This window comes from Pedobacter sp. ASV1-7, assembly GCF_040203335.1.
In the GTDB taxonomy this organism is placed as follows: Bacteria; Bacteroidota; Bacteroidia; order Sphingobacteriales; family Sphingobacteriaceae; genus Pedobacter.
In genome coordinates, this window is record NZ_JBEHBV010000001.1 from 160,499 (window position 1) to 178,532 (window position 18,034).

Here is an 18,034-nt window from a genome sequence, read left to right on the forward strand (position 1 = left end):
TGATTATGCGCTTTGATAGGAAGTAGACAAGGCATCACCCCAAAGGTCTTCAATTCCATAAAATTCGCGCTTTTCAGTTTTAAATATATGTACTACTATGTCAAAATAATCAAGGATAATCCAGTCAGCATGATCCTGACCTTCTTTTCTCCAGGGATTCGTTTGCGTATTTTTATAGATTTCTTTTTCTACGCTGTCGGCAATTGCTTTTACTTGTGTTGCGGAATCTGCATTGCAGATGATAAAATAATCAGAAACAGAACTGTTTAGCCCCCTTAAGTCTAACCTTACAATGTCGTTTCCTTTTTTTTCCTGTATGCCATGTACAGCGATCTCTGAGAGGAATGTAGAAAGGTTTCCAATTTTCTTTTTTACCATTAAAATGTTTTAATTTTGATAAACAAATATACAATCAACTTGCAAAATAACACTTTTTCAACATTATTTGTTGGTCAAAATTTGATTAGATTATCTGAGGTTGATTCTACCAATAACTTTTTAAAGGATAGGGTGTCAAATTCCGAGCCATTACCCGAAGGGACTGTTATTATGGCAGACTATCAGTTTGCCGGTAGAGGGCAACAGGACAACACATGGTATACAGAGCCCGGAATGAACCTTACTTTTAGCATATATTTATGTCCCACATTCTTGCAGATAAAGGATCAGTTTATGCTCAATATGGCTGTAAGCGTAGGGATTAGAGATGCATTAAGGGTATTTTTAGGTCCTTTGTTAAAAGTGAAATGGCCTAATGATCTGTATTATGATCAGCAAAAGACTGGTGGAATTTTAATAGAAAATATATTGTCTGGAGTTAATTTTAAAGCAAGTATTATTGGGATCGGAATCAATGTAAACCAGTTAATTTTTGAACCAGCACTCAAAAACAGAGCTACTTCTGTCTGCAAAATTTTACAACGGGATGTTAATTTAATGGAGCTTTTAAAAGAAATATGTAGCCATGTTGAGAGTCAGTACCTAAAATTAAAATCTGGAGGCTTTAATCTTTTACAGGAAAATTACCTTAAAGGCTTATACAGATTTAATGAAAATGGACTTTACCAGCATGAGAACAGAATCTTTGAAGGGGTAATTACTGCCATTGCCCCCGGAGGGTTACTGGTCATCAAAAGCAATGGCATTGAAAAGCAATATAATTTTAAAGAAGTGGAATTTTTGAACAACATATAAAGATTATAACTATTTTCACGGCCTTGTAATTCAAGAAGCTTAAATCGTCTTTAAAATAAATGAACAAGATTAAAAATATTGGAGTATTAACTTCAGGGGGTGATGCTCCCGGAATGAATGCTGCCATTAGGGCAGTTGTTAGAGCGGCAATTTACTACGACTTAAAAGTTACAGGAGTTTTAAGAGGATTCGAAGGGTTGGTTCATGGTGATTTCATTGATATGGACCGTAAGTCGGTTGCCAATATTATTCAGCGTGGAGGAACAATCTTAAAAACTGCACGTAGTGATGCTTTCCGTACTCCGGAAGGAAGAGAGCAGGCTTATCAGCAATTGTTGAAACATAATATAGATGGATTAATAGTAATTGGTGGTGATGGTACTTTTACTGGTGCAAATCTTTTTTCTACTGAGTTTAATTTCCCAATTGTAGGGTTACCGGGCACTATAGATAATGACTTGCAGGGTACAGATTTTACAATTGGCTACGATACGGCGATCAATACTGTTATTAATGCTGTTGATAAAATCAGAGATACTGCAGAATCTCACGATCGTTTATTTATCGTTGAAGTGATGGGAAGGGATTCAGGTCTGATTGCATTAAGAAGTGGAATAGGAGTAGGTGCTGAAGCAATTCTTATTCCCGAAACAAATATTGGAGTTGATGGCTTAATTAACCGGTTGGAGAACGGGCGTAAGGATAAGGCTTCAAAAATTATTGTTGTTGCTGAAGGAGATGAAATGGGTGCATTCAATGTTGGAGAGGTTTTAAAAAAGAGATTTCCTAATTATGATATCAGGGTTTCTATTCTGGGTCATATTCAGCGTGGTGGAAGACCAAGCTGTATGGATCGGGTATTAGCTAGTCGTTTAGGGGTTGCAGCTGTTGAAGGATTGGTTAGCGGTCACTCTGGCGTGATGATTGGACAAGTAAACAGAGAATTAGTATTTACTCCATTTGATCATGCTATAAAGCATATTGATGCACAGGAAGTGAGTCCGGCCTGGTTAAAACTGGTTGAGATTTTATCTTTATAACAAAGAGGGTGTCAAAAGGCACCCTCTTATATTTATTCTCTTTTTTAATCTTCTATGATTACAGCCGTACCGGTTGCTGCAACCATTAACATACTTCCACCGCTACCTACGGTTTCATAATCCAGGTCCACACCAATAATAGCATTGGCGCCCAGTGCTGCTGCATGCTGTTGCATTTCATTAACCGCGGTTTGTTTTCCTTCTCTTAATACTTGTTCATAAGAACCGGATCTTCCACCTACTATATCGCGGATACCTGCGAACAGGTCTTTGAATATGTTTGCGCCTATTATGGTTTCCCCACTGACAAGGCCGATATATTTAACTACTTTTTTACCTTCAATGGCATTTGTTGTTGTAATTAGCATAGTGATTCTTTTTAATTTTGACGTCCTTAGTGATTTAATGTTACACTCAATTTAGGGAAAAAGATTTTTAAATTGCTGCATCTTGTTAATCATTAGTATTTTACTTACTTTTGCATCCCCGCAAGCATGGAGCTCCGGGAACTATGTTGAATACATAAACAAAAAGAAGAAATGGCAACTAAAATCAGATTGCAAAGATTCGGTAAAAAAGGGAAACCTTTTTTCCACGTAGTGGTAGCGGATTCCCGTTCACCAAGAGATGGTAAATTTATTGAGCGTTTAGGTTCTTACAACCCAAACACCAATCCTGCAACTATCGAAATTAATTTTGACAAAACTTTAGACTGGGTAAACAAAGGTGCTGAGCCTACGGATACTTGTCGTGCTATTCTTTCTTACAAAGGTGTTTTATACAAAAAACACTTAGAAGGTGGTGTTAAAAAAGGAGCATTAACTGCTGAACAGGCTGAAGTTAAATTCGCTGAGTGGTTAAGTGCAAAAGAAGGTCGTATCGAAGGTAAAAAAGATGGCTTAACTAAATCGAAAGAAGAAGTTAAAAAAGCGGCTTTAGCTGCTGAAGCTAAGAAAAATGCTGATCGTGCTGCTGCTCTTGCAATTAAAAATGCACCTGTAGTTGAAGAAGTTGTAGCTGAAGAAGAAGTGGCTGATGAGGCTCCTGCTGCTGAGGTTGCTACTGAAGAAGCTGCTCCTGCTGCTGAAGAAAACAAAGAAGAAGCATAGTATTTTTTATGCTGACTGGATAGCGAAGGATTCATTCTTATGAATTTCTTCGCTATTTTTATTTAAAGTATATGATACAAGAAGAAGCGTTTTACATAGGGTATATAACCAAAACAAAAGGGTTAAAAGGAGAGGTTCAGTTATTTTTTGAATATGATGAGCCGGAGTTGCTGGATTTGGATGTGGTTTTTGCTGAGATAAATGGTAAAATGGTGCCGTTTTTTGTGTCGGCCTGCAAGCTGCAAAACAACAACACAGGAAATCTTTATTTCGATGACGTTGATCATATAGATAAAGCACAGGTATTAGTTAAAAAGAAGATTTATCTGCCATTAACTAAAATGCCAGACCGTTCTGATGATGAATTCCATTACTTTGATTTAAAAGGCTTTACTGTTTCGGATGAAACGCAGGGAGAGTTAGGTGAAATCATTGATGTGAATGAATACCCTCAACAATTTGTTGCTACAGTATTATATAAAGGAACTGAAGTTATGTTTCCTTTAAACGAAGATATGATTGTGGAGATTGACGAAGATGAAGAAACTTTGCTGGTCGATTTACCCGAAGGCTTATTGGATATATATCTGTCAAATTAATATAACTTTACAAAATGCGTTTCGACATTATATCTGTTTTACCTGATCTATTGGTTAGTCCATTTGCTCACTCTATACTCCAGCGGGCTCAAAAGAAAGGAATTGCTGAAATTGTTGTTCATAATTTAAGAGATTATGCTACAAATAAGCAAAAAAGTGTAGACGACTATCCTTATGGAGGTGGAAGTGGCATGGTGATGTCTATTGATCCGTTTGCTCGCTGTATCGAAGCGCTTAAGCAAGAGCGTGAGTATGATGAAGTGATCTTTATGAGTCCTGATGGAGAAACGTTCAATCAGACTATTGCAAATGAGCTTTCTGGTAAAGGAAATATTATAATTCTGTGTGGGCATTATAAGGGCATTGATCAGCGGATTCGTGATCTGTTTGTTACACGTGAGATCTCCATTGGTGATTATGTTTTGTCAGGGGGAGAATTGCCTGCTGCAGTACTTGTTGATGCAATAATACGTTTAATTCCAGGGGTGCTAAATGATGAAACATCTGCTTTGTCTGATAGTTTTCAAGGGGGATTGCTCGATGCTCCAGTTTATACAAGGCCTGCTGATTGGAGAGGTCATAAAGTTCCAGATGTTTTGCTGAGTGGACATGAAGCTAAAATAAATGAATGGCGACATGAACAGGCGGTAATCCGCACTCAAAATCGCAGACCGGATCTTCTGGAAGATTAATCGGAATAATTGATGTAAAATATTTAGCAAAATTCACTAAGTATTTTTAGTTTTTTGCGCTTATTTTTATAAAATATTTTGGTTATTGAGTTTGTTTTTAGTAAGTTCACACTAAAAAACATAGTGTGAACTAACGAGAACATTTTATGCATAATAAAGCTAGAAAGTATAAGATCAATGATTTTTTGTTACGATTGCCTGTCCCATTATATAGGGAGGCTGTAAAAATTATTCCTGGTGTTTTAGGGGTTTCTACCAATACCTTTCATAATTACAGAAATATCCTGATTAATGATATTCAGGACATTCCGCATGAAAAGGTGATTCTATTTGAGAAGTTATTTGATCTGAAGGCGGGAGGTCTGATTAATAAAGAGTTAAAGTGTAAAACATTAACTGAGCTTTTACAACAGGAAGAATGGACCAGATAAATAAGTATAAATATAGGATAAATGAATACTTATATGGTTTAAATGTTTACGAGTATTCTGCTGCAAGGAGGATTATACCAAAAGAGTTGGATATCTCTTTGAATACTTTTCATAATTACCGGAGTATTAAGCTTGGTTCCGCAACTGACATTCCTTATGAGATCGTGAGAAAAATGGAAATTCTATTTAGTATGAAAAGAGGGGGATTAGAGAATTCTGTGATCACGGGAAAAAAATTAAAAACATTAATTTACGAAGATCAAGGTTAATAGTAAGCGCAATATGGCTTTTTTAGGCCTATATGTTATTTTTTTAATAAAATTGATTGAAGATGTCTTTTATTTTGAATTGTGGAAATGTCAAAGAATGTGGAAAAAAATAAAAAAGGCTTTTATTTTTAAAATATATTTCCTAATATTGCAGTCCGATTTTCAAACAACAAAAAGTCGGCTTAATAGCTTAAAATCATGGATTTAGTAAAATTTGTTGAAGAGCAGGTAATCGCAAAAAATGAGTTTCCTGCCTTCAAATCAGGAGATACAGTGAGTGTTCACTATAAAATTCGCGAAGGTAATAAAGAACGTATTCAAATTTACCAAGGCGTAGTATTACAACGTAATAGTGTTGGTGCAAGCGAAACGTTTACCGTTCGTAAAATGTCTAACGGCGTAGGTGTAGAGCGTATATTCCCTATTAACTCTCCTAATATCGCTAAAATCGAAGTGAACAGCCATGGTAAGGTTCGCAGAGCAAAACTATTCTATTTGCGCGAATTAACTGGTAAAGCCGCTCGTATCAAATCTAAAAGAATTTAATTTTTTTAACAAAAGATATATAACCTCACCGATCATGTCGGTGAGGTTTTTTTGTTTGTATATATTTGCGCCAACTAACTTAAATATATAATGAAAGAACTGTTAAAAAAATTTGAGGAGAAGCGTCCTGAAATTGTTTTTGAATGGAAAGACAAGGAATCTGAGGCTGAAGGCTGGGTAGTGATCAACTCTCTTCGTGGTGGCGCCGCCGGAGGTGGAACCAGGATGCGTAAAGGTTTGGATAAAAGAGAAGTAGAATCTTTAGCAAAAACGATGGAGGTTAAGTTTACAGTATCTGGTCCGCCTATAGGAGGTGCAAAATCAGGAATAAACTTTGATCCTGCTGATCCAAGAAAGAAAGAAGTACTAGAGCGTTGGTATAAGGCAGTAATGCCTCTGTTGAAAAACTACTATGGCACAGGTGGAGATTTGAATATTGATGAGATTCATGAAGTTATTCCTATTACGGAGAATTATGGCTTATGGCATCCTCAGGAAGGTGTAATTAATGGTCATTATCATGCCAGGGAGAATGAACGGATCCATCAGATTGGACAATTGCGTTATGGTGTATCAAAAGTACTTGAAGATTTAAATTATACTCCGGATGTAAAAAGAAAATACAAAGTTGCTGATATGATTACAGGCTTTGGTGTCGCTGCATCAATAGCACATTTTTACGGCATCTGGGGAGGTGAATTATCTGGTAAGAGAGCTGTTATTCAAGGCTGGGGAAATGTTGCCGCTGCTGCTGGTTATTATCTGGCACAAAATGGTGTGAAAATTGTTGGTATTATAGACCGTGTTGGAGGTTTAATTAAGACAGATGGATTTAGTAAAGAAGAAATCTTAGAGTTGTTCAACAACAGGGCTGGCAATACCCTGGTTTCTTCGGACCTTATTTCATTTGAAGAAGCGAGTAAGCAGATATGGAATGTAGGAGCTGAAATATTTGTTCCTGCAGCGGCATCAAGGCTTGTACAACAAGCTGAAGTTGACCAGTTGATTGCTGGCGGGCTGGAGGTGATTGCATGCGGTGCGAATGTTCCTTTTGCAGATAAGGAAATCTTCTTTGGAAGTATTATGGAGCATGTTGATGACCATGTTGCTGTAATTCCTGATTTTATTGCGAATTGTGGTATGGCAAGGGTTTTTGCTTATTTGATGCAAAAGAATGTAGAAATGAGTGATGATGCTATTTTTACAGATGCTTCTAATGTGATTTTTACTGCTATGAAAGCGGTATATGATGAATCTGATGCGAAAACACAGCTTTCCAAAACAGCATTCGAAATTGCGTTGAAACAATTAATATAGATATAAAGTGGATAATCAATTTTTTGAACAAATTTTCTGGGGTAATACCATTAAGCAATATTGCATTTTTGTTGTAGTTATTTTACTTGGACTGCTGTTCAAAAGATTAGTTTCCAGGTTTTTTAGTCTTGCTCTTTTTAAGGTTTTTAAAAAGTTTGCAGAAGACATAAGAGGGGAAACATTTGTTTCTTTGCTTATAAAGCCGATAGAGTCGTTTATTACATTTTGTACGATATACATTGCAATTAACAATCTGACTCATCCGCTGAATCATGTATTATGGCATAGGTCTAAAACGAAAGCGGCCGTAACTATTGGTGATTTTTTGGATAAGATCTTTCTGTTCCTAATTATTCTTTCTATTTTCTGGATCATCTTAAGGATTATAGATTTTATAGCTTTTGTACTTAAGCATAAAGCTTCAATTACGAATAATAAAGCTGATGATCAATTGGTACCTTTTTTAAAGGAATTAACTAAAACATTAATCTGTTTTTTAGGTTTTTTTGTACTGCTTGGATTTGTTTTCGAGGTAAATGTATTGACATTGATTACTGGTCTGGGCATTGGTGGTATTGCAATTGCGCTTGCTGCAAAGGAGAGTCTGGAAAATCTAATTGGTTCATTTACAATATTCTTGGATAAACCATTTACTGTTGGCGATGTGGTAAAGGTGGATGGTATAGAAGGGACAATTGAAAAGGTCGGTTTCAGAAGTACTTGGCTGATTAGTCCGGATAAAACAACGATTGTTATCCCAAATAGGGCAATGATTGATGGTGTACTTGAAAACGTTACATTAAGGAACTATAGAAGGGTAAACTTTCATGTTGGAATTGTTTATGAAACTGATAGTGCTGATATTAAAAAGATCATTAAAGCTATAGGAGACTTCCTGACGGCTCATCCAGATACAAAGGATGGTTATGCTACATTTGATAGCTTTGGAGATTCTGCTTTAAATATTCAGGTGGTTTACCTGGTAAATAACATGGACTTTAATAAATATGTAAGGATAAAGGAAGAGATCAATTTCAAGCTGATTGAAATCGTCAAAATGTACAGGTCTGACTTTGCTTATCCAACACAAAGATCAATTTCGGATCATTAAATTCTAGATCAGAAGAATATTAACGCATTAAAAAAGGCTGGTAAATTATTTTTACCAGCCTTTTTATATAGGATTTTGGTTGTATCTTACGAAAGCTCCGCTAGCACGGTAATCCCGCCTTTTACGATCTGATTAAGCTCTAGGTTAACCTTGGTGCCCACAGGCAAAAAGATGTCGACTCTGGAGCCGAATTTGATAAATCCAAATTCTTTGGTTTGTTCTACTTGATCACCTTCTTTCACATACCATACTATTCTCCTGGCCAATGCTCCAGCAATTTGTCTGAATAAAACAGGAGTTCCATTTTTATGTTCAACAACTACTGTTGTTCTTTCGTTTTCGGTTGATGATTTTGGATTCCAGGCAGCTAAATATTTTCCAGGGTGATATTTGAAAAATTTAACTACGCCAGAAATGGGGTTTCTATTGATATGCACATTTACTGGCGACATGAATATAGATACCTGTAGTCTTTTGTCTTTAAAGTATTCCCCTTCTTCAGTTTCTTCAATAACCACAACTTTACCATCTGCCGGGCAGATTACCAGGTTTTCCCCATTGGTAAAAGTGCGTGAAGGGTTTCTGAAAAATTGAAGTACAATAATGAATAATGCGAATGAGAGGATATAGATTAACCACTTTAACCAGGTTATGTCTGCATATCTGTAATCAATAAATGCATTCAGGATAAAAATAAATAGAACTGATAATGCGATGGTGGTGTAACCTTCTTTGTGTATGGTCATTGGTATTGCTTAAATATTTATTTGCAACAAAATTGTGAAAAAAAAACTACATTTATAGTAAATGAGAGGGAACAGTTTTTTCCCGGTAGATATCTTTGAGGTTTCTTCCAAGTCCATCATAGTCCAAACCATAGCCTACTACAAACTCATTAGGGATTTCAAAAGCGGTATATTCCAGTTCTTTTATTGGAGCAATCAGGGCTTCTGGTTTTAATAATAGTGTGCAGGCTTTTATTGATGCAGGACCTTGCTTACGTACCTCATCCAGGACATAATTAAGTGTCAGGCCTGTATCTACAATGTCTTCTACAATAATTACATCACGGTTGTGAAGGTTGCCTGGAAGGCCGAAAGCTTGTTTAACGATTCCTTTGCTAGCGGTTCCTTCATAGGACGACACTTTTATAAAGCCAATTTCGCAGGGGATCTCGATTTCTCTTAATAGGTCTGCCATGAAGAGAAAGCTGCCATTTAACACGCCAATAAATATGGGGCACTTGTTCTCATAGTCCACATTCATTTGTATGCCGATTAGTCGCGTACGCTTACTAATATTGTGCTTTTCTAAAAGGATTTCAAAGGTCTTATCCTCTATTTGAATTTGATTGGTCATACTTTAATGCTAAAACGGAGGGTTTTTCTCCTGCTCTTTTTCTTTTTTTCGTTGCTCCCTACGCTCTTGCCTCAATTCCTTTCTTGATTTGGTTGTATCTGCTTTAGCGGGGTGCACGTTGGTGGTGTCTTTTTTATGGCGGCCAAATAGCCGGTCGAATAAGTTTTTTGAGGCATCCTGGGTTTCGATAGCAGGTAGTGGGTCATCACTATCTAATTCATTGGTATCAATGCTGGTGGAGTCTGGTAATATGTATTTCCTTAAGCCTTCGCGTAAATGAACATTATAAAAGCCGTAACCATTGCTGTCTACAGGGGTCAGGCCTCTACCTGCCATAATCTTTCCAATAAATTTAAAGTAAGGATAAAGGTAGTCTTTAAGGCCTCCATCATCTTTAAATTTGTATAAAGCAATTTTAGGTCTGGGAACGATATTGGCCAGGAAGATACCTTCTCCAATATTAAGGTCGGAAGGTCGTTTGCCAAAGTAATATCTTGTTGCCTCTCCAATTCCGTAAATATTCTGGCCCATTTCGATGATATTGAAATACACTTCCAGCATACGGTTTTTGCTAACTAAATTGTTATTTTCTATTAACCATACTATTAGAATTTCTTCAGCTTTACGGGAAAGTGTTTTTTGTCGGCTCAGGAAGATATTTTTTACCAGCTGCATAGAAATGGTACTGCCGCCCCGAACAAATTTCTTTGCCTTAAAATTTACTGCAATGGATTTTCTGATTGATTCCTGTACAAATCCTTTATGACTAAAGAACGAGGGGTCTTCGGAAGTGAGAATGGCATTTTTAAAATTGCTTGATACCTCAGAAAGCGAAACGTAGTTTGGGTTAGCAGGGCCAATTAAAATATCACGCATTGGCTTACCTCTTTCATATGGAGTGTAAATAAAATCTTTATTTATTTTTTGCAGGTCTGTTTTGCCCCATTTTAGGATTTTAAAATTTGTTGGCGTAAGTGCAGAAGTAAACTTTACACTATCAGGCAAGGAACTATCAAGGTAAAAATTAAGGTCGTAGCGGATTTTTCCTTTCACCTGCATGCCATCGAGTGATTCGAACAGCCCCTGTGGAAATGCGCTCAAAATCTCTTGTGCATCTTGTTCTGGTGCATGAAGTTTGACCTCATAAATTTTATTAGGTGAGATTGTATATTTCAAATAGGGATGAATTGCAGCTTTCTTTAGAAATATCGTAGACGTACTATCCAATGCAACATAATTTTTCCCAATCAGCATATCTGCATCAATTTTAGCATCAGCAATTACGATATCATTAGAGGCGATTTTTGGATGATTGATCAATAAGTTTTTAATTGACCAGGAGCCCGATATTTTAAAATCATTACCACTATAATCTGCATTTTTCATTTCTGTCCGTACTGTATCGAAACTAAATTTTGCACGTAACTTTCTTTCTAGATAAGGAAGCTCTACTTTTTTATTATCTGCAAAAAGCATAATGTCCATTTGTTTCTTTCCGGGTTTGACAATCCCATTGACATGCCAGGTCGACTCCCTGTCGTTCACTAAAATGGTTGAATTTAATTCGCCATCATCAATAGTCGCTCGAGTCGTTAGGAAAGTAAGTTTTGCTGTGTCATTATCATTTATATTCAACAAAAAATCTTTAATAGTCATATTGTCAGGAATCTTATACAACACCTGGTTGAGCAGGTCATGTGCAAGATTAGATAGATCTGCTTTTGTTTTCTTTTCCGTATCATCCTTCTTTTTCCTTTTCAGGAAAAAATCCAGGTTGCTTAGGGTATCACGGAAAACAATATTTAACTTTCCTGTGTGTAAATCTATCTTTGATAGTTTAACATCACCAAAAATTAAAGGAAACAGTTTAACACCAATAGTCATGTCAGAGATTGTACTAAGCGTATCTCTATCTTTAGGGACTACAGAGACGTTTTTCATGTGAACGGTGCTAAGTCCGTTAAACCCATATTCAGCAATTTTCACTTCCAGTCCGTAATCCTTATCTGCTTTATTTATGGCTTTAGCCATCATTTTTTTCAAGAGGGCTTCCCTCTTATTATAGGCAATAATGCCGGTAATGGTCAGCAAAAGAAGAAATATCCCCAATACCCACGCTCCGGCTTTAATGTACTTTTTAGGGATGTTTATTTTAGGAAGATGCATGCTATAAAATAGATTTTATTGCTAACGTTAAACTCAAATGTTTATTTCGTGTTAAAATTACAATAAAAAGGGGCATTTAAAATTTATTGTGGTGGTCTTTTGTTAAATTTGGCTAATGATTATTAGCCCAGAACAAGTTTTAGCAGCTTTGCGAAATGTTGAGGACCCTGACCTTAAAAAAGATCTAGTGACTTTGAACATGATCAAAGATTTAAAAATATCCGGAAAACAAGTAAGTTTTACTCTGGAATTGACTACTCCTGCCTGTCCGATGAAAGATATGCTGAAAAATGCATGTATGAATGCTGTTAAGCATTTTGTGAGTCAGGAGGCCGAAATAGATATCAATATTACTTCAAGAGTGACTAAGCCGATGGATACAACCCAACTGAAAGCTATCAGGAATATTGTTCTGGTCTCTTCAGGGAAAGGCGGTGTAGGCAAATCTACGGTTGCCAGTAACCTGGCGATTACACTCGCTGCCGACGGTGCGAAAGTTGGATTGATAGATGCAGATATTTATGGGCCTTCAGTACCGATTATGTTTGACCTGGTTGGAGCAAAACCCTCGGCGAGGGAAACTGAAGACGGTAAAACTTTGATTATGCCTATTGAAAAATATGGCATTAAATTACTTTCACTTGGTTTTTTTGCGGATCCAGATCAGGCCGTACCATGGCGTGGGCCAATGGCTTCAAATGCTGTAAAGCAGCTTTTCAATGATGCAGATTGGGGTGAGCTTGATTATCTTATTGTAGACCTTCCGCCGGGCACTGGTGATATTCATATCACAATTACCCAAAGCTTTCCGATTGCTGGTGCTGTGATTGTAACAACTCCACAACAAGTTGCTTTGGCTGATACGCGCAAAGGGTTGTCTATGTTCAGGATGCCGGGGATTAACATTCCTGTTTTGGGAGTAATAGAAAATATGGCTTATTTTACTCCTGAAGAGTTGCCTGAAAATAAGTATTACATTTTTGGGAAAGACGGCGGTAAAGAGCTTGCAAAGTCGTTTTCTGTGCCTTTCCTTGGAGAGATCCCAATTGTACAGAGTATTGGTGAAGGAGGTGATAAAGGGGTACCGGCAGCATTGGATCGTACAAATAAAGTGGCGATTTCTTTTGCTGAAATTGCAGGTAAAGTAGCCCAACAAATTGCTATAAATAATGCTCAAACAACGGGCGATCTTTCTTTGACAGTTTGAAAAGCTGTTAAATGAGGAAAAAAATCACTATTTTTATATTTTAATTTACCGAAAATGAATTTAACAGAACAAGTAGAGCAGGCATTAGAAACTATCCGACCATATTTAATCGCCGATGGTGGGGATGTTGCTATAGAAGAGATTACGGCGGAAAATGTAGTTAGATTGAAATTATTGGGGAACTGTGGATCTTGCAAAATGAGTTTTATGACCATGAAAGCAGGAATTGAGCAGGCTATTCTTAAGGCCGTACCTGAAATTACTGCGGTTGAAGCAATTAACCTTGCTGAGCCGGTTTAAAATGATTTAACACAATTTAACTAGCCGTTTTATTTATAACAGCTATTTTTGTAACATGAAGTATGCATTAACCTTTATATTGTTTCTTTTTGCTTCCTCTGTATTTGCACAAAATACAGGAGAGAAACCTTTGATTCAATTTACAGGGATTATTACCGATGTGGATAGTAATACGGTGGTGCCTTATGTTACGGTGACAAACTTAACGAATAAAGAGCAGCGTTATGCTGCTAATTATAAAGGTTATTTCTCCTTTATTGCTCATCCCGGAGATACAATATTGTATTCAGCTATTGGTTATAAGGACTTATTGCTGGCTATTCCCTCACAGATTAATGATAGCAAATATACTGCGATGATTAAAATGAAAGCGGAAATAATAAATCTGCCCACTGTGCGTGTTTATCCATGGGCTACAGTGGAAGAGTTTACCAGAGATTTTATGTCAATGAAGATTGCAGATGATGATTATGTAATTGCAGCAAGGAACCTTTCTCCTTCAAGTCTTAGTGGTTTAATCATGACCCTTCCAAGGGATGGAGGAGAGATTCAAAGCATCAATAATAGGTTAAACCACGATCGTGCTTTAAACAAGAACATGGTTCAAACCAATCCGTTATTAAATCCTTTTGCATGGGGCAAACTGATGCAGTCTATATTTAAAGGAGATAAAGCAAGAAGCGAAAGTAACTAACGCTTCCTGTTCTGCTGCGGAAAACGCATCTTATAATCAGCCTTAACGTTTCCTTTAGAAATTGCTTCCAGTTTGCTTTTGAGCATTCTTTTGCGCAACAGGCTTAATGTATCTGTAAATAGTTTTCCTTCGATATGATCGTATTCATGCTGTATAACACGTGCTGGCATTCCTGTAACTGCTTCTTCATGTTGTACCCAGTTTTCATCATAGTATCTAATGCGTATGTTAGGCTTACGCATAACGTCTTCCCTGATATCTGGAATACTTAAGCAGCCTTCATTGAAAGCCCATTCTTCACCTGTTTCCTCAATGATTTCTGCATTGATAAATACCTTCTTGAATTTATCTTTGTCATCTTCGTCTGCACCTGTATCAACAATAAATAAGCGTATAGGTAACCCTACCTGGGGAGCAGCTAAGCCAACGCCATGTGCATTGTACATCGTGTCGAACATGTTGCTGATCAGTTGTTTCAGATCTGGGTAGTTCTCCTCAATAGGTGTACAAACTTTTTTAAGGACTGGATCTCCGTAGGCTATAATGGGTAATTTCATGGTACAAAAATACAAACTTTACCCTAAAGGATAAAAAGTTAGGGACGTAAGATTACTTTCATCTAATATTTCGTTCGCAATATTTGCCATATCAGTAGTGCTGACATCCTGAATCTTTTTAAATACAGTTTCTAAGGAATCAATATTATCGTAATCAATCAGGCTTTTAGCCATGGCAACAATCAGCCCGATGCGGTTTTCCTCACCTAATGCAATTTGACCGATAAACTTGTTTTTTGCCTTTTGAAGTTGAACTTCGGATAGTGGATTGTCTTTAATTTTTTTAAATTCTTTTAGAATAAGCGACCATGCTCGGGCTACTTTTTCTTTGTCTGTTCCAAAGTAAAGGCTAAAAATTCCGGTGTCACTTAATGGACTATAACCTGTTTCGATCGTATAGGCAATTCCATACTTTTCACGGATTTGTAAGTTCAATATAGAACTCATTCCGGTACCACCAAGTAAGTTGTTTAATAGTAAAAGCCCTGTTTTATAAGGGTGGTGCAAGGAATAAGCTTGTGCACCCATTATGGCGTGGGCTTGTTGAATAGGTTTTTGAAAAGTCTGGGTTACTGCAGGAACCAAAGAAGGAGCAACTCTGGTTTGGATATGCAGGTTTGCAGGAATTTCTGCATAGTGCTTAGAGCCAATTCTTACCACTTTGTTTAAAGCGTAATTCCCTAATACTGCAATTACAATTTTATCTGTATGATAGTTTTCCTTAATAAATTCTTTTATATCTTTTTTGTTGAGCTTATTTACACTTTCTGTAGTACCTAAGATGTTTCTGCCCAATGGGTGTCCAGCAAAAACAAGATCTTCAAAATCATCGTAAATGGCTTCTTCAGGTTGGTCTAAATACGAAGCGATTTCATCTAGTATAACACTCTTTTCCTTTTCTAACTCATCTTCGGGGAAGGTAGAATGAAATATAATATCATTGAACAATTCTAATGTTCTATCAAGATATGGGTTTAGGAAAGACGCATGAATGCAAGTGTATTCTTTAGTTGTATAGGCATTTAAGTCTGCACCTACACTTTCTAATCTGTTTAAGATCTGATTGGTGTTACGTTTCTCTGTACGTTTAAATACCAGATGCTCTATAAAATGAGCAAGGCCGGATTGTTCTGATTTCTCATCTCTGGAACCACTATTTATAATGATACAGGCATGTGATATTGCAGATGCTGAAGGTACATGAAGTAATCGGATGCCATTAGGCAAAGTATGAACATTGTATTCCATTAATGGGCAAAGGTACAGAAGAAATAGCTAAATTTGATTAGGTCATCCGGAAAGGGGAATAATCAAATGGATAAGGCTAAAAGTGGTAGCTGTGATATTGATAGGATGGTGATACCTGGCCTTCTTGAAGATATGCAGCATAATCTGACATCCAAGTATGGAGTCGGGGCTATTCGTCGACAGTTTAATTTTATTTATTTATTACTCGAGGGAAGTCATGATGCTCATTTTGGAACAGATTATCGTTGGTTAAAGGCAAATGATCTGGTTGTGATACCGGAAGATTTTGCTTATTCCTCATTAAACCTGAACAAATGCAGAGGATATTACGTCCATTTCAAAACTGAGTTTATTCAGCCGTTGCTTAACAAGGCTATCTCCGATGATTTTTCTTTTTTTGATCTTGAAGCTGAGCATATTATAAATATAACCACGCAGCAAAGTATATTATTGCAAAGATGTTTTAAAGATATTATTCGTGAATATCATCATTCCTCTCCTGAGCAGGAAGCCCTTTTACGCAGTTTTATTCATATTCTTTTAATACGAATAAGGGCAATTTTCGGACCGTTTACAAAGAATAGGAAGGGAAATGCACTAAGAGGATTGAATCTGGCAAACCGTTTTAAGCATTTGGTAGAGAAGAATTTTATCCAAATCAGAGCAGTCAACAAATATGCAATGATGCTAAATATTACAACTAAGTATTTGTCGGAAGTTGTAAAAAGAATTATGGATAAATCGCCAAGAGAAGTTATTAGGGACATGTTATTGCTGGAATCAAAGATGTTGTTAAGTTCAACAGAAAAAAGTATTACAGAAATTGCATACATGCTTAACTTTTCAGATCAGGCTCATTTTAGTCATTTTATAAAACAACATACGGGATATACACCTCATGAGCTTCAGAAGAAACGCTGATCTATACATGAAATGCCGACTTATCTACAAGCTATTGGCTGTAATTTCTCCTAATTTTGTATAGTTAATTGATTGTAAACTTAATATCTAAAAGTCATGAATAATACTATGGTATCAAGTGAAATTAACGTTCAGAAAGTTGAAGATTTTCTTGGTAGGGTAATTACTGATTTTGGGGGTGCATTAGGTGTTTCTCTTGCTTTTATAGGAGACCAATTGGGACTTTATAAAGCTATGGCATATGCAGGTCCACTGACGAGTGAAGAAGTGGCAGATCGTACGGGTACAAGTGAACGATATGTCCGTGAATGGCTAATTAATCAGGCCGCGGGGGGATATATTGAGTATGATGCAAAAGCCAGGAAATATATGCTTCCGGATGAACATGCTGTAGCGCTAACAGAAGAAGAAAGTCCTTATTATGTAGCAGGGGGCTTTCAAATTATAAATGGGCTAATAAAAGCTGAGGATCGAATAAAAAGTAACTTTCTTAAAGGTGGAGGGATGAAATGGGGTGAACACCATCATGACTTGTTTGATGGAACAGAACGCTTTTTTAAACCTTCGTATCTTGGCAATTTACTGAATAGCTGGTTGCCTGCGATTAATGGCATGGTAAATAAATTAGAGTCTGGGATAGCAGTCGCCGATTTAGGATGTGGTCATGGAGTATCAACCATACTTATGGCTGAGGCTTTTCCTAAATCACACTTCTTTGGATTCGACAACCATGAACCATCTATTAAAAAGGCCAGGACTCATGGCAAAGAGAAAAAATTGAAAAATGTTACTTTTCAGGTCTCTGGAGCTGCAGATTTTAATAGTCAACAGTTCGACTTTATTACTTTTTTTGATTGTTTACATGATATGGGAGATCCTGTAGGTGTATTGAAACATTGTAAAAAGATGCTTAGAAAAGATGGTGTAATCATGGCTGTTGAGCCAATGGCTGGAAGAAAAACAGAAGAAAATTTCAATCCTGTCGGAAGGGTTTATTCTGCAGCATCAGTTTTGTGTTGTACTCCAAATGCTTTGGCTACCGGAGGGTATGCGCTTGGTACTGTAGCTGCAGATGAAGAATTGGAAAAGGTCGTGAAAAATGGCGGCTTTAAACATTTTAAAAGGGTCACCGAGACACCATTTAACCGAGTTTTTGAAATAAAAGAGTAGAGTGGCCTCGAAATTTAAGTAAATGTTGTAAAAGGATTGCATGAAAAGATGCAGTCCTTTTTCATTTTTAACACATTATATTTTATTTATGAAACTGTCAATTT

The 18,034-nt window shown here is 36.7% G+C and carries 22 protein-coding genes; 15 read left to right on the forward strand and 7 right to left on the reverse strand.

Features of this window, described 5'->3' with window-relative positions:
• Window positions 1-3 precede the first annotated feature (3 nt).
• On the reverse strand, window positions 4-378 hold the full coding sequence (rsfS, locus tag ABDJ41_RS00730; RefSeq protein WP_349783814.1) for a ribosome silencing factor: 375 nt from the start codon (window positions 376-378) through the stop codon (window positions 4-6).
• A gap of 81 nt (window positions 379-459) precedes the next feature.
• Between rsfS and ABDJ41_RS00735 the strand changes: the two genes are divergently transcribed.
• Window positions 460-1,194 carry a biotin--[acetyl-CoA-carboxylase] ligase gene (locus tag ABDJ41_RS00735; RefSeq protein ID WP_349783815.1) on the forward strand — a complete coding sequence of 245 codons (735 nt, stop codon included), beginning with the start codon at window positions 460-462 and terminating at the stop codon, window positions 1,192-1,194.
• Window positions 1,195-1,253: 59 nt separating this feature from the next.
• Window positions 1,254-2,234, forward strand: a complete 981-nt coding sequence (pfkA, locus tag ABDJ41_RS00740) for a 6-phosphofructokinase (RefSeq protein WP_349783816.1) — start codon at window positions 1,254-1,256, stop codon at window positions 2,232-2,234.
• A gap of 44 nt (window positions 2,235-2,278) precedes the next feature.
• Here the strand turns inward: pfkA and ABDJ41_RS00745 are convergent, their stop codons facing one another.
• The gene (locus ABDJ41_RS00745; protein ID WP_349783817.1) at window positions 2,279-2,602 is read right to left on the reverse strand and encodes a YbjQ family protein; all 324 of its coding nucleotides are present in this window, start codon (window positions 2,600-2,602) and stop codon (window positions 2,279-2,281) included.
• Window positions 2,603-2,773: 171 nt separating this feature from the next.
• Between ABDJ41_RS00745 and ABDJ41_RS00750 the strand changes: the two genes are divergently transcribed.
• From ABDJ41_RS00750 to ABDJ41_RS00785, 8 genes are all read left to right on the forward strand, one after another.
• Window positions 2,774-3,343, forward strand: a complete 570-nt coding sequence (locus ABDJ41_RS00750) for a 30S ribosomal protein S16 (protein ID WP_349783818.1) — start codon at window positions 2,774-2,776, stop codon at window positions 3,341-3,343.
• Between the two features lie 71 nt (window positions 3,344-3,414).
• On the forward strand, window positions 3,415-3,942 hold the full coding sequence (gene rimM / locus ABDJ41_RS00755) for a ribosome maturation factor RimM (protein WP_349783819.1): 528 nt from the start codon (window positions 3,415-3,417) through the stop codon (window positions 3,940-3,942).
• Window positions 3,943-3,956: 14 nt separating this feature from the next.
• On the forward strand, window positions 3,957-4,634 hold the full coding sequence (gene trmD / locus ABDJ41_RS00760; RefSeq protein WP_349783820.1) for a tRNA (guanosine(37)-N1)-methyltransferase TrmD: 678 nt from the start codon (window positions 3,957-3,959) through the stop codon (window positions 4,632-4,634).
• Between the two features lie 146 nt (window positions 4,635-4,780).
• On the forward strand, window positions 4,781-5,065 hold the full coding sequence (locus ABDJ41_RS00765; protein WP_349783821.1) for a hypothetical protein: 285 nt from the start codon (window positions 4,781-4,783) through the stop codon (window positions 5,063-5,065).
• Window positions 5,053-5,334, forward strand: a complete 282-nt coding sequence (locus ABDJ41_RS00770; protein WP_349783822.1) for a hypothetical protein — start codon at window positions 5,053-5,055, stop codon at window positions 5,332-5,334. Before ABDJ41_RS00765 ends, ABDJ41_RS00770 begins: the two co-directional genes overlap by 13 nt.
• A 198-nt stretch (window positions 5,335-5,532) precedes the next feature.
• Window positions 5,533-5,880: a 50S ribosomal protein L19 gene (gene rplS, locus ABDJ41_RS00775; RefSeq protein ID WP_349783823.1), complete on the forward strand. Its 348-nt coding sequence runs from the start codon at window positions 5,533-5,535 to the stop codon at window positions 5,878-5,880.
• Window positions 5,881-5,970: 90 nt separating this feature from the next.
• Window positions 5,971-7,197, forward strand: a complete 1,227-nt coding sequence (locus ABDJ41_RS00780) for a Glu/Leu/Phe/Val dehydrogenase dimerization domain-containing protein (protein ID WP_349783824.1) — start codon at window positions 5,971-5,973, stop codon at window positions 7,195-7,197.
• A 7-nt stretch (window positions 7,198-7,204) separates the two neighbouring features.
• Window positions 7,205-8,308: a mechanosensitive ion channel family protein gene (locus ABDJ41_RS00785; RefSeq protein WP_349783825.1), complete on the forward strand. Its 1,104-nt coding sequence runs from the start codon at window positions 7,205-7,207 to the stop codon at window positions 8,306-8,308.
• An 86-nt stretch (window positions 8,309-8,394) separates the two neighbouring features.
• Here ABDJ41_RS00785 and ABDJ41_RS00790 read toward each other — a convergent pair whose 3' ends face one another.
• Genes ABDJ41_RS00790 through ABDJ41_RS00800 form a run of 3 tightly spaced genes read right to left on the reverse strand, consistent with a single transcriptional unit; the run spans window position 8,395 to window position 11,833 of the window.
• Window positions 8,395-9,054 carry a phosphatidylserine decarboxylase family protein gene (locus ABDJ41_RS00790; protein ID WP_349783826.1) on the reverse strand — a complete coding sequence of 220 codons (660 nt, stop codon included), beginning with the start codon at window positions 9,052-9,054 and terminating at the stop codon, window positions 8,395-8,397.
• A 52-nt stretch (window positions 9,055-9,106) separates the two neighbouring features.
• A complete protein-coding gene (hpt, locus tag ABDJ41_RS00795) occupies window positions 9,107-9,667 on the reverse strand; it encodes a hypoxanthine phosphoribosyltransferase (protein ID WP_349783827.1) in 561 nt (186 codons plus the stop codon).
• Window positions 9,668-9,676: 9 nt separating this feature from the next.
• Window positions 9,677-11,833: a transglycosylase domain-containing protein gene (locus ABDJ41_RS00800; RefSeq protein WP_349783828.1), complete on the reverse strand. Its 2,157-nt coding sequence runs from the start codon at window positions 11,831-11,833 to the stop codon at window positions 9,677-9,679.
• A 115-nt stretch (window positions 11,834-11,948) separates the two neighbouring features.
• Between ABDJ41_RS00800 and ABDJ41_RS00805 the strand changes: the two genes are divergently transcribed.
• The 3 genes from ABDJ41_RS00805 to ABDJ41_RS00815 are packed head-to-tail and all read left to right on the forward strand — an operon-like array spanning window position 11,949 to window position 14,034.
• Window positions 11,949-13,040: an Mrp/NBP35 family ATP-binding protein gene (locus ABDJ41_RS00805; protein ID WP_349783829.1), complete on the forward strand. Its 1,092-nt coding sequence runs from the start codon at window positions 11,949-11,951 to the stop codon at window positions 13,038-13,040.
• Between the two features lie 54 nt (window positions 13,041-13,094).
• Window positions 13,095-13,340 (forward strand): NifU family protein, encoded by a 246-nt coding sequence (locus ABDJ41_RS00810; protein WP_349783830.1) that lies wholly within the window; start codon window positions 13,095-13,097, stop codon window positions 13,338-13,340.
• A gap of 55 nt (window positions 13,341-13,395) precedes the next feature.
• On the forward strand, window positions 13,396-14,034 hold the full coding sequence (locus ABDJ41_RS00815; RefSeq protein WP_349783831.1) for a peptidase associated/transthyretin-like domain-containing protein: 639 nt from the start codon (window positions 13,396-13,398) through the stop codon (window positions 14,032-14,034).
• Here the strand turns inward: ABDJ41_RS00815 and def are convergent.
• Window positions 14,031-14,591: a peptide deformylase gene (def, locus tag ABDJ41_RS00820; protein ID WP_349783832.1), complete on the reverse strand. Its 561-nt coding sequence runs from the start codon at window positions 14,589-14,591 to the stop codon at window positions 14,031-14,033. The two genes, ABDJ41_RS00815 and def, sit on opposite strands and share 4 nt — an antisense overlap.
• An 18-nt stretch (window positions 14,592-14,609) precedes the next feature.
• Complete coding sequence (locus ABDJ41_RS00825; protein ID WP_349783833.1) at window positions 14,610-15,839, reverse strand: M16 family metallopeptidase; 1,230 nt, start codon at window positions 15,837-15,839, stop codon at window positions 14,610-14,612.
• A 66-nt stretch (window positions 15,840-15,905) separates the two neighbouring features.
• Between ABDJ41_RS00825 and ABDJ41_RS00830 the strand changes: the two genes are divergently transcribed.
• A complete protein-coding gene (locus ABDJ41_RS00830) occupies window positions 15,906-16,760 on the forward strand; it encodes a helix-turn-helix domain-containing protein (protein WP_349783834.1) in 855 nt (284 codons plus the stop codon).
• A gap of 96 nt (window positions 16,761-16,856) precedes the next feature.
• The gene (locus ABDJ41_RS00835; RefSeq protein WP_349783835.1) at window positions 16,857-17,930 is read left to right on the forward strand and encodes a class I SAM-dependent methyltransferase; all 1,074 of its coding nucleotides are present in this window, start codon (window positions 16,857-16,859) and stop codon (window positions 17,928-17,930) included.
• Window positions 17,931-18,034 lie beyond the last annotated feature (104 nt).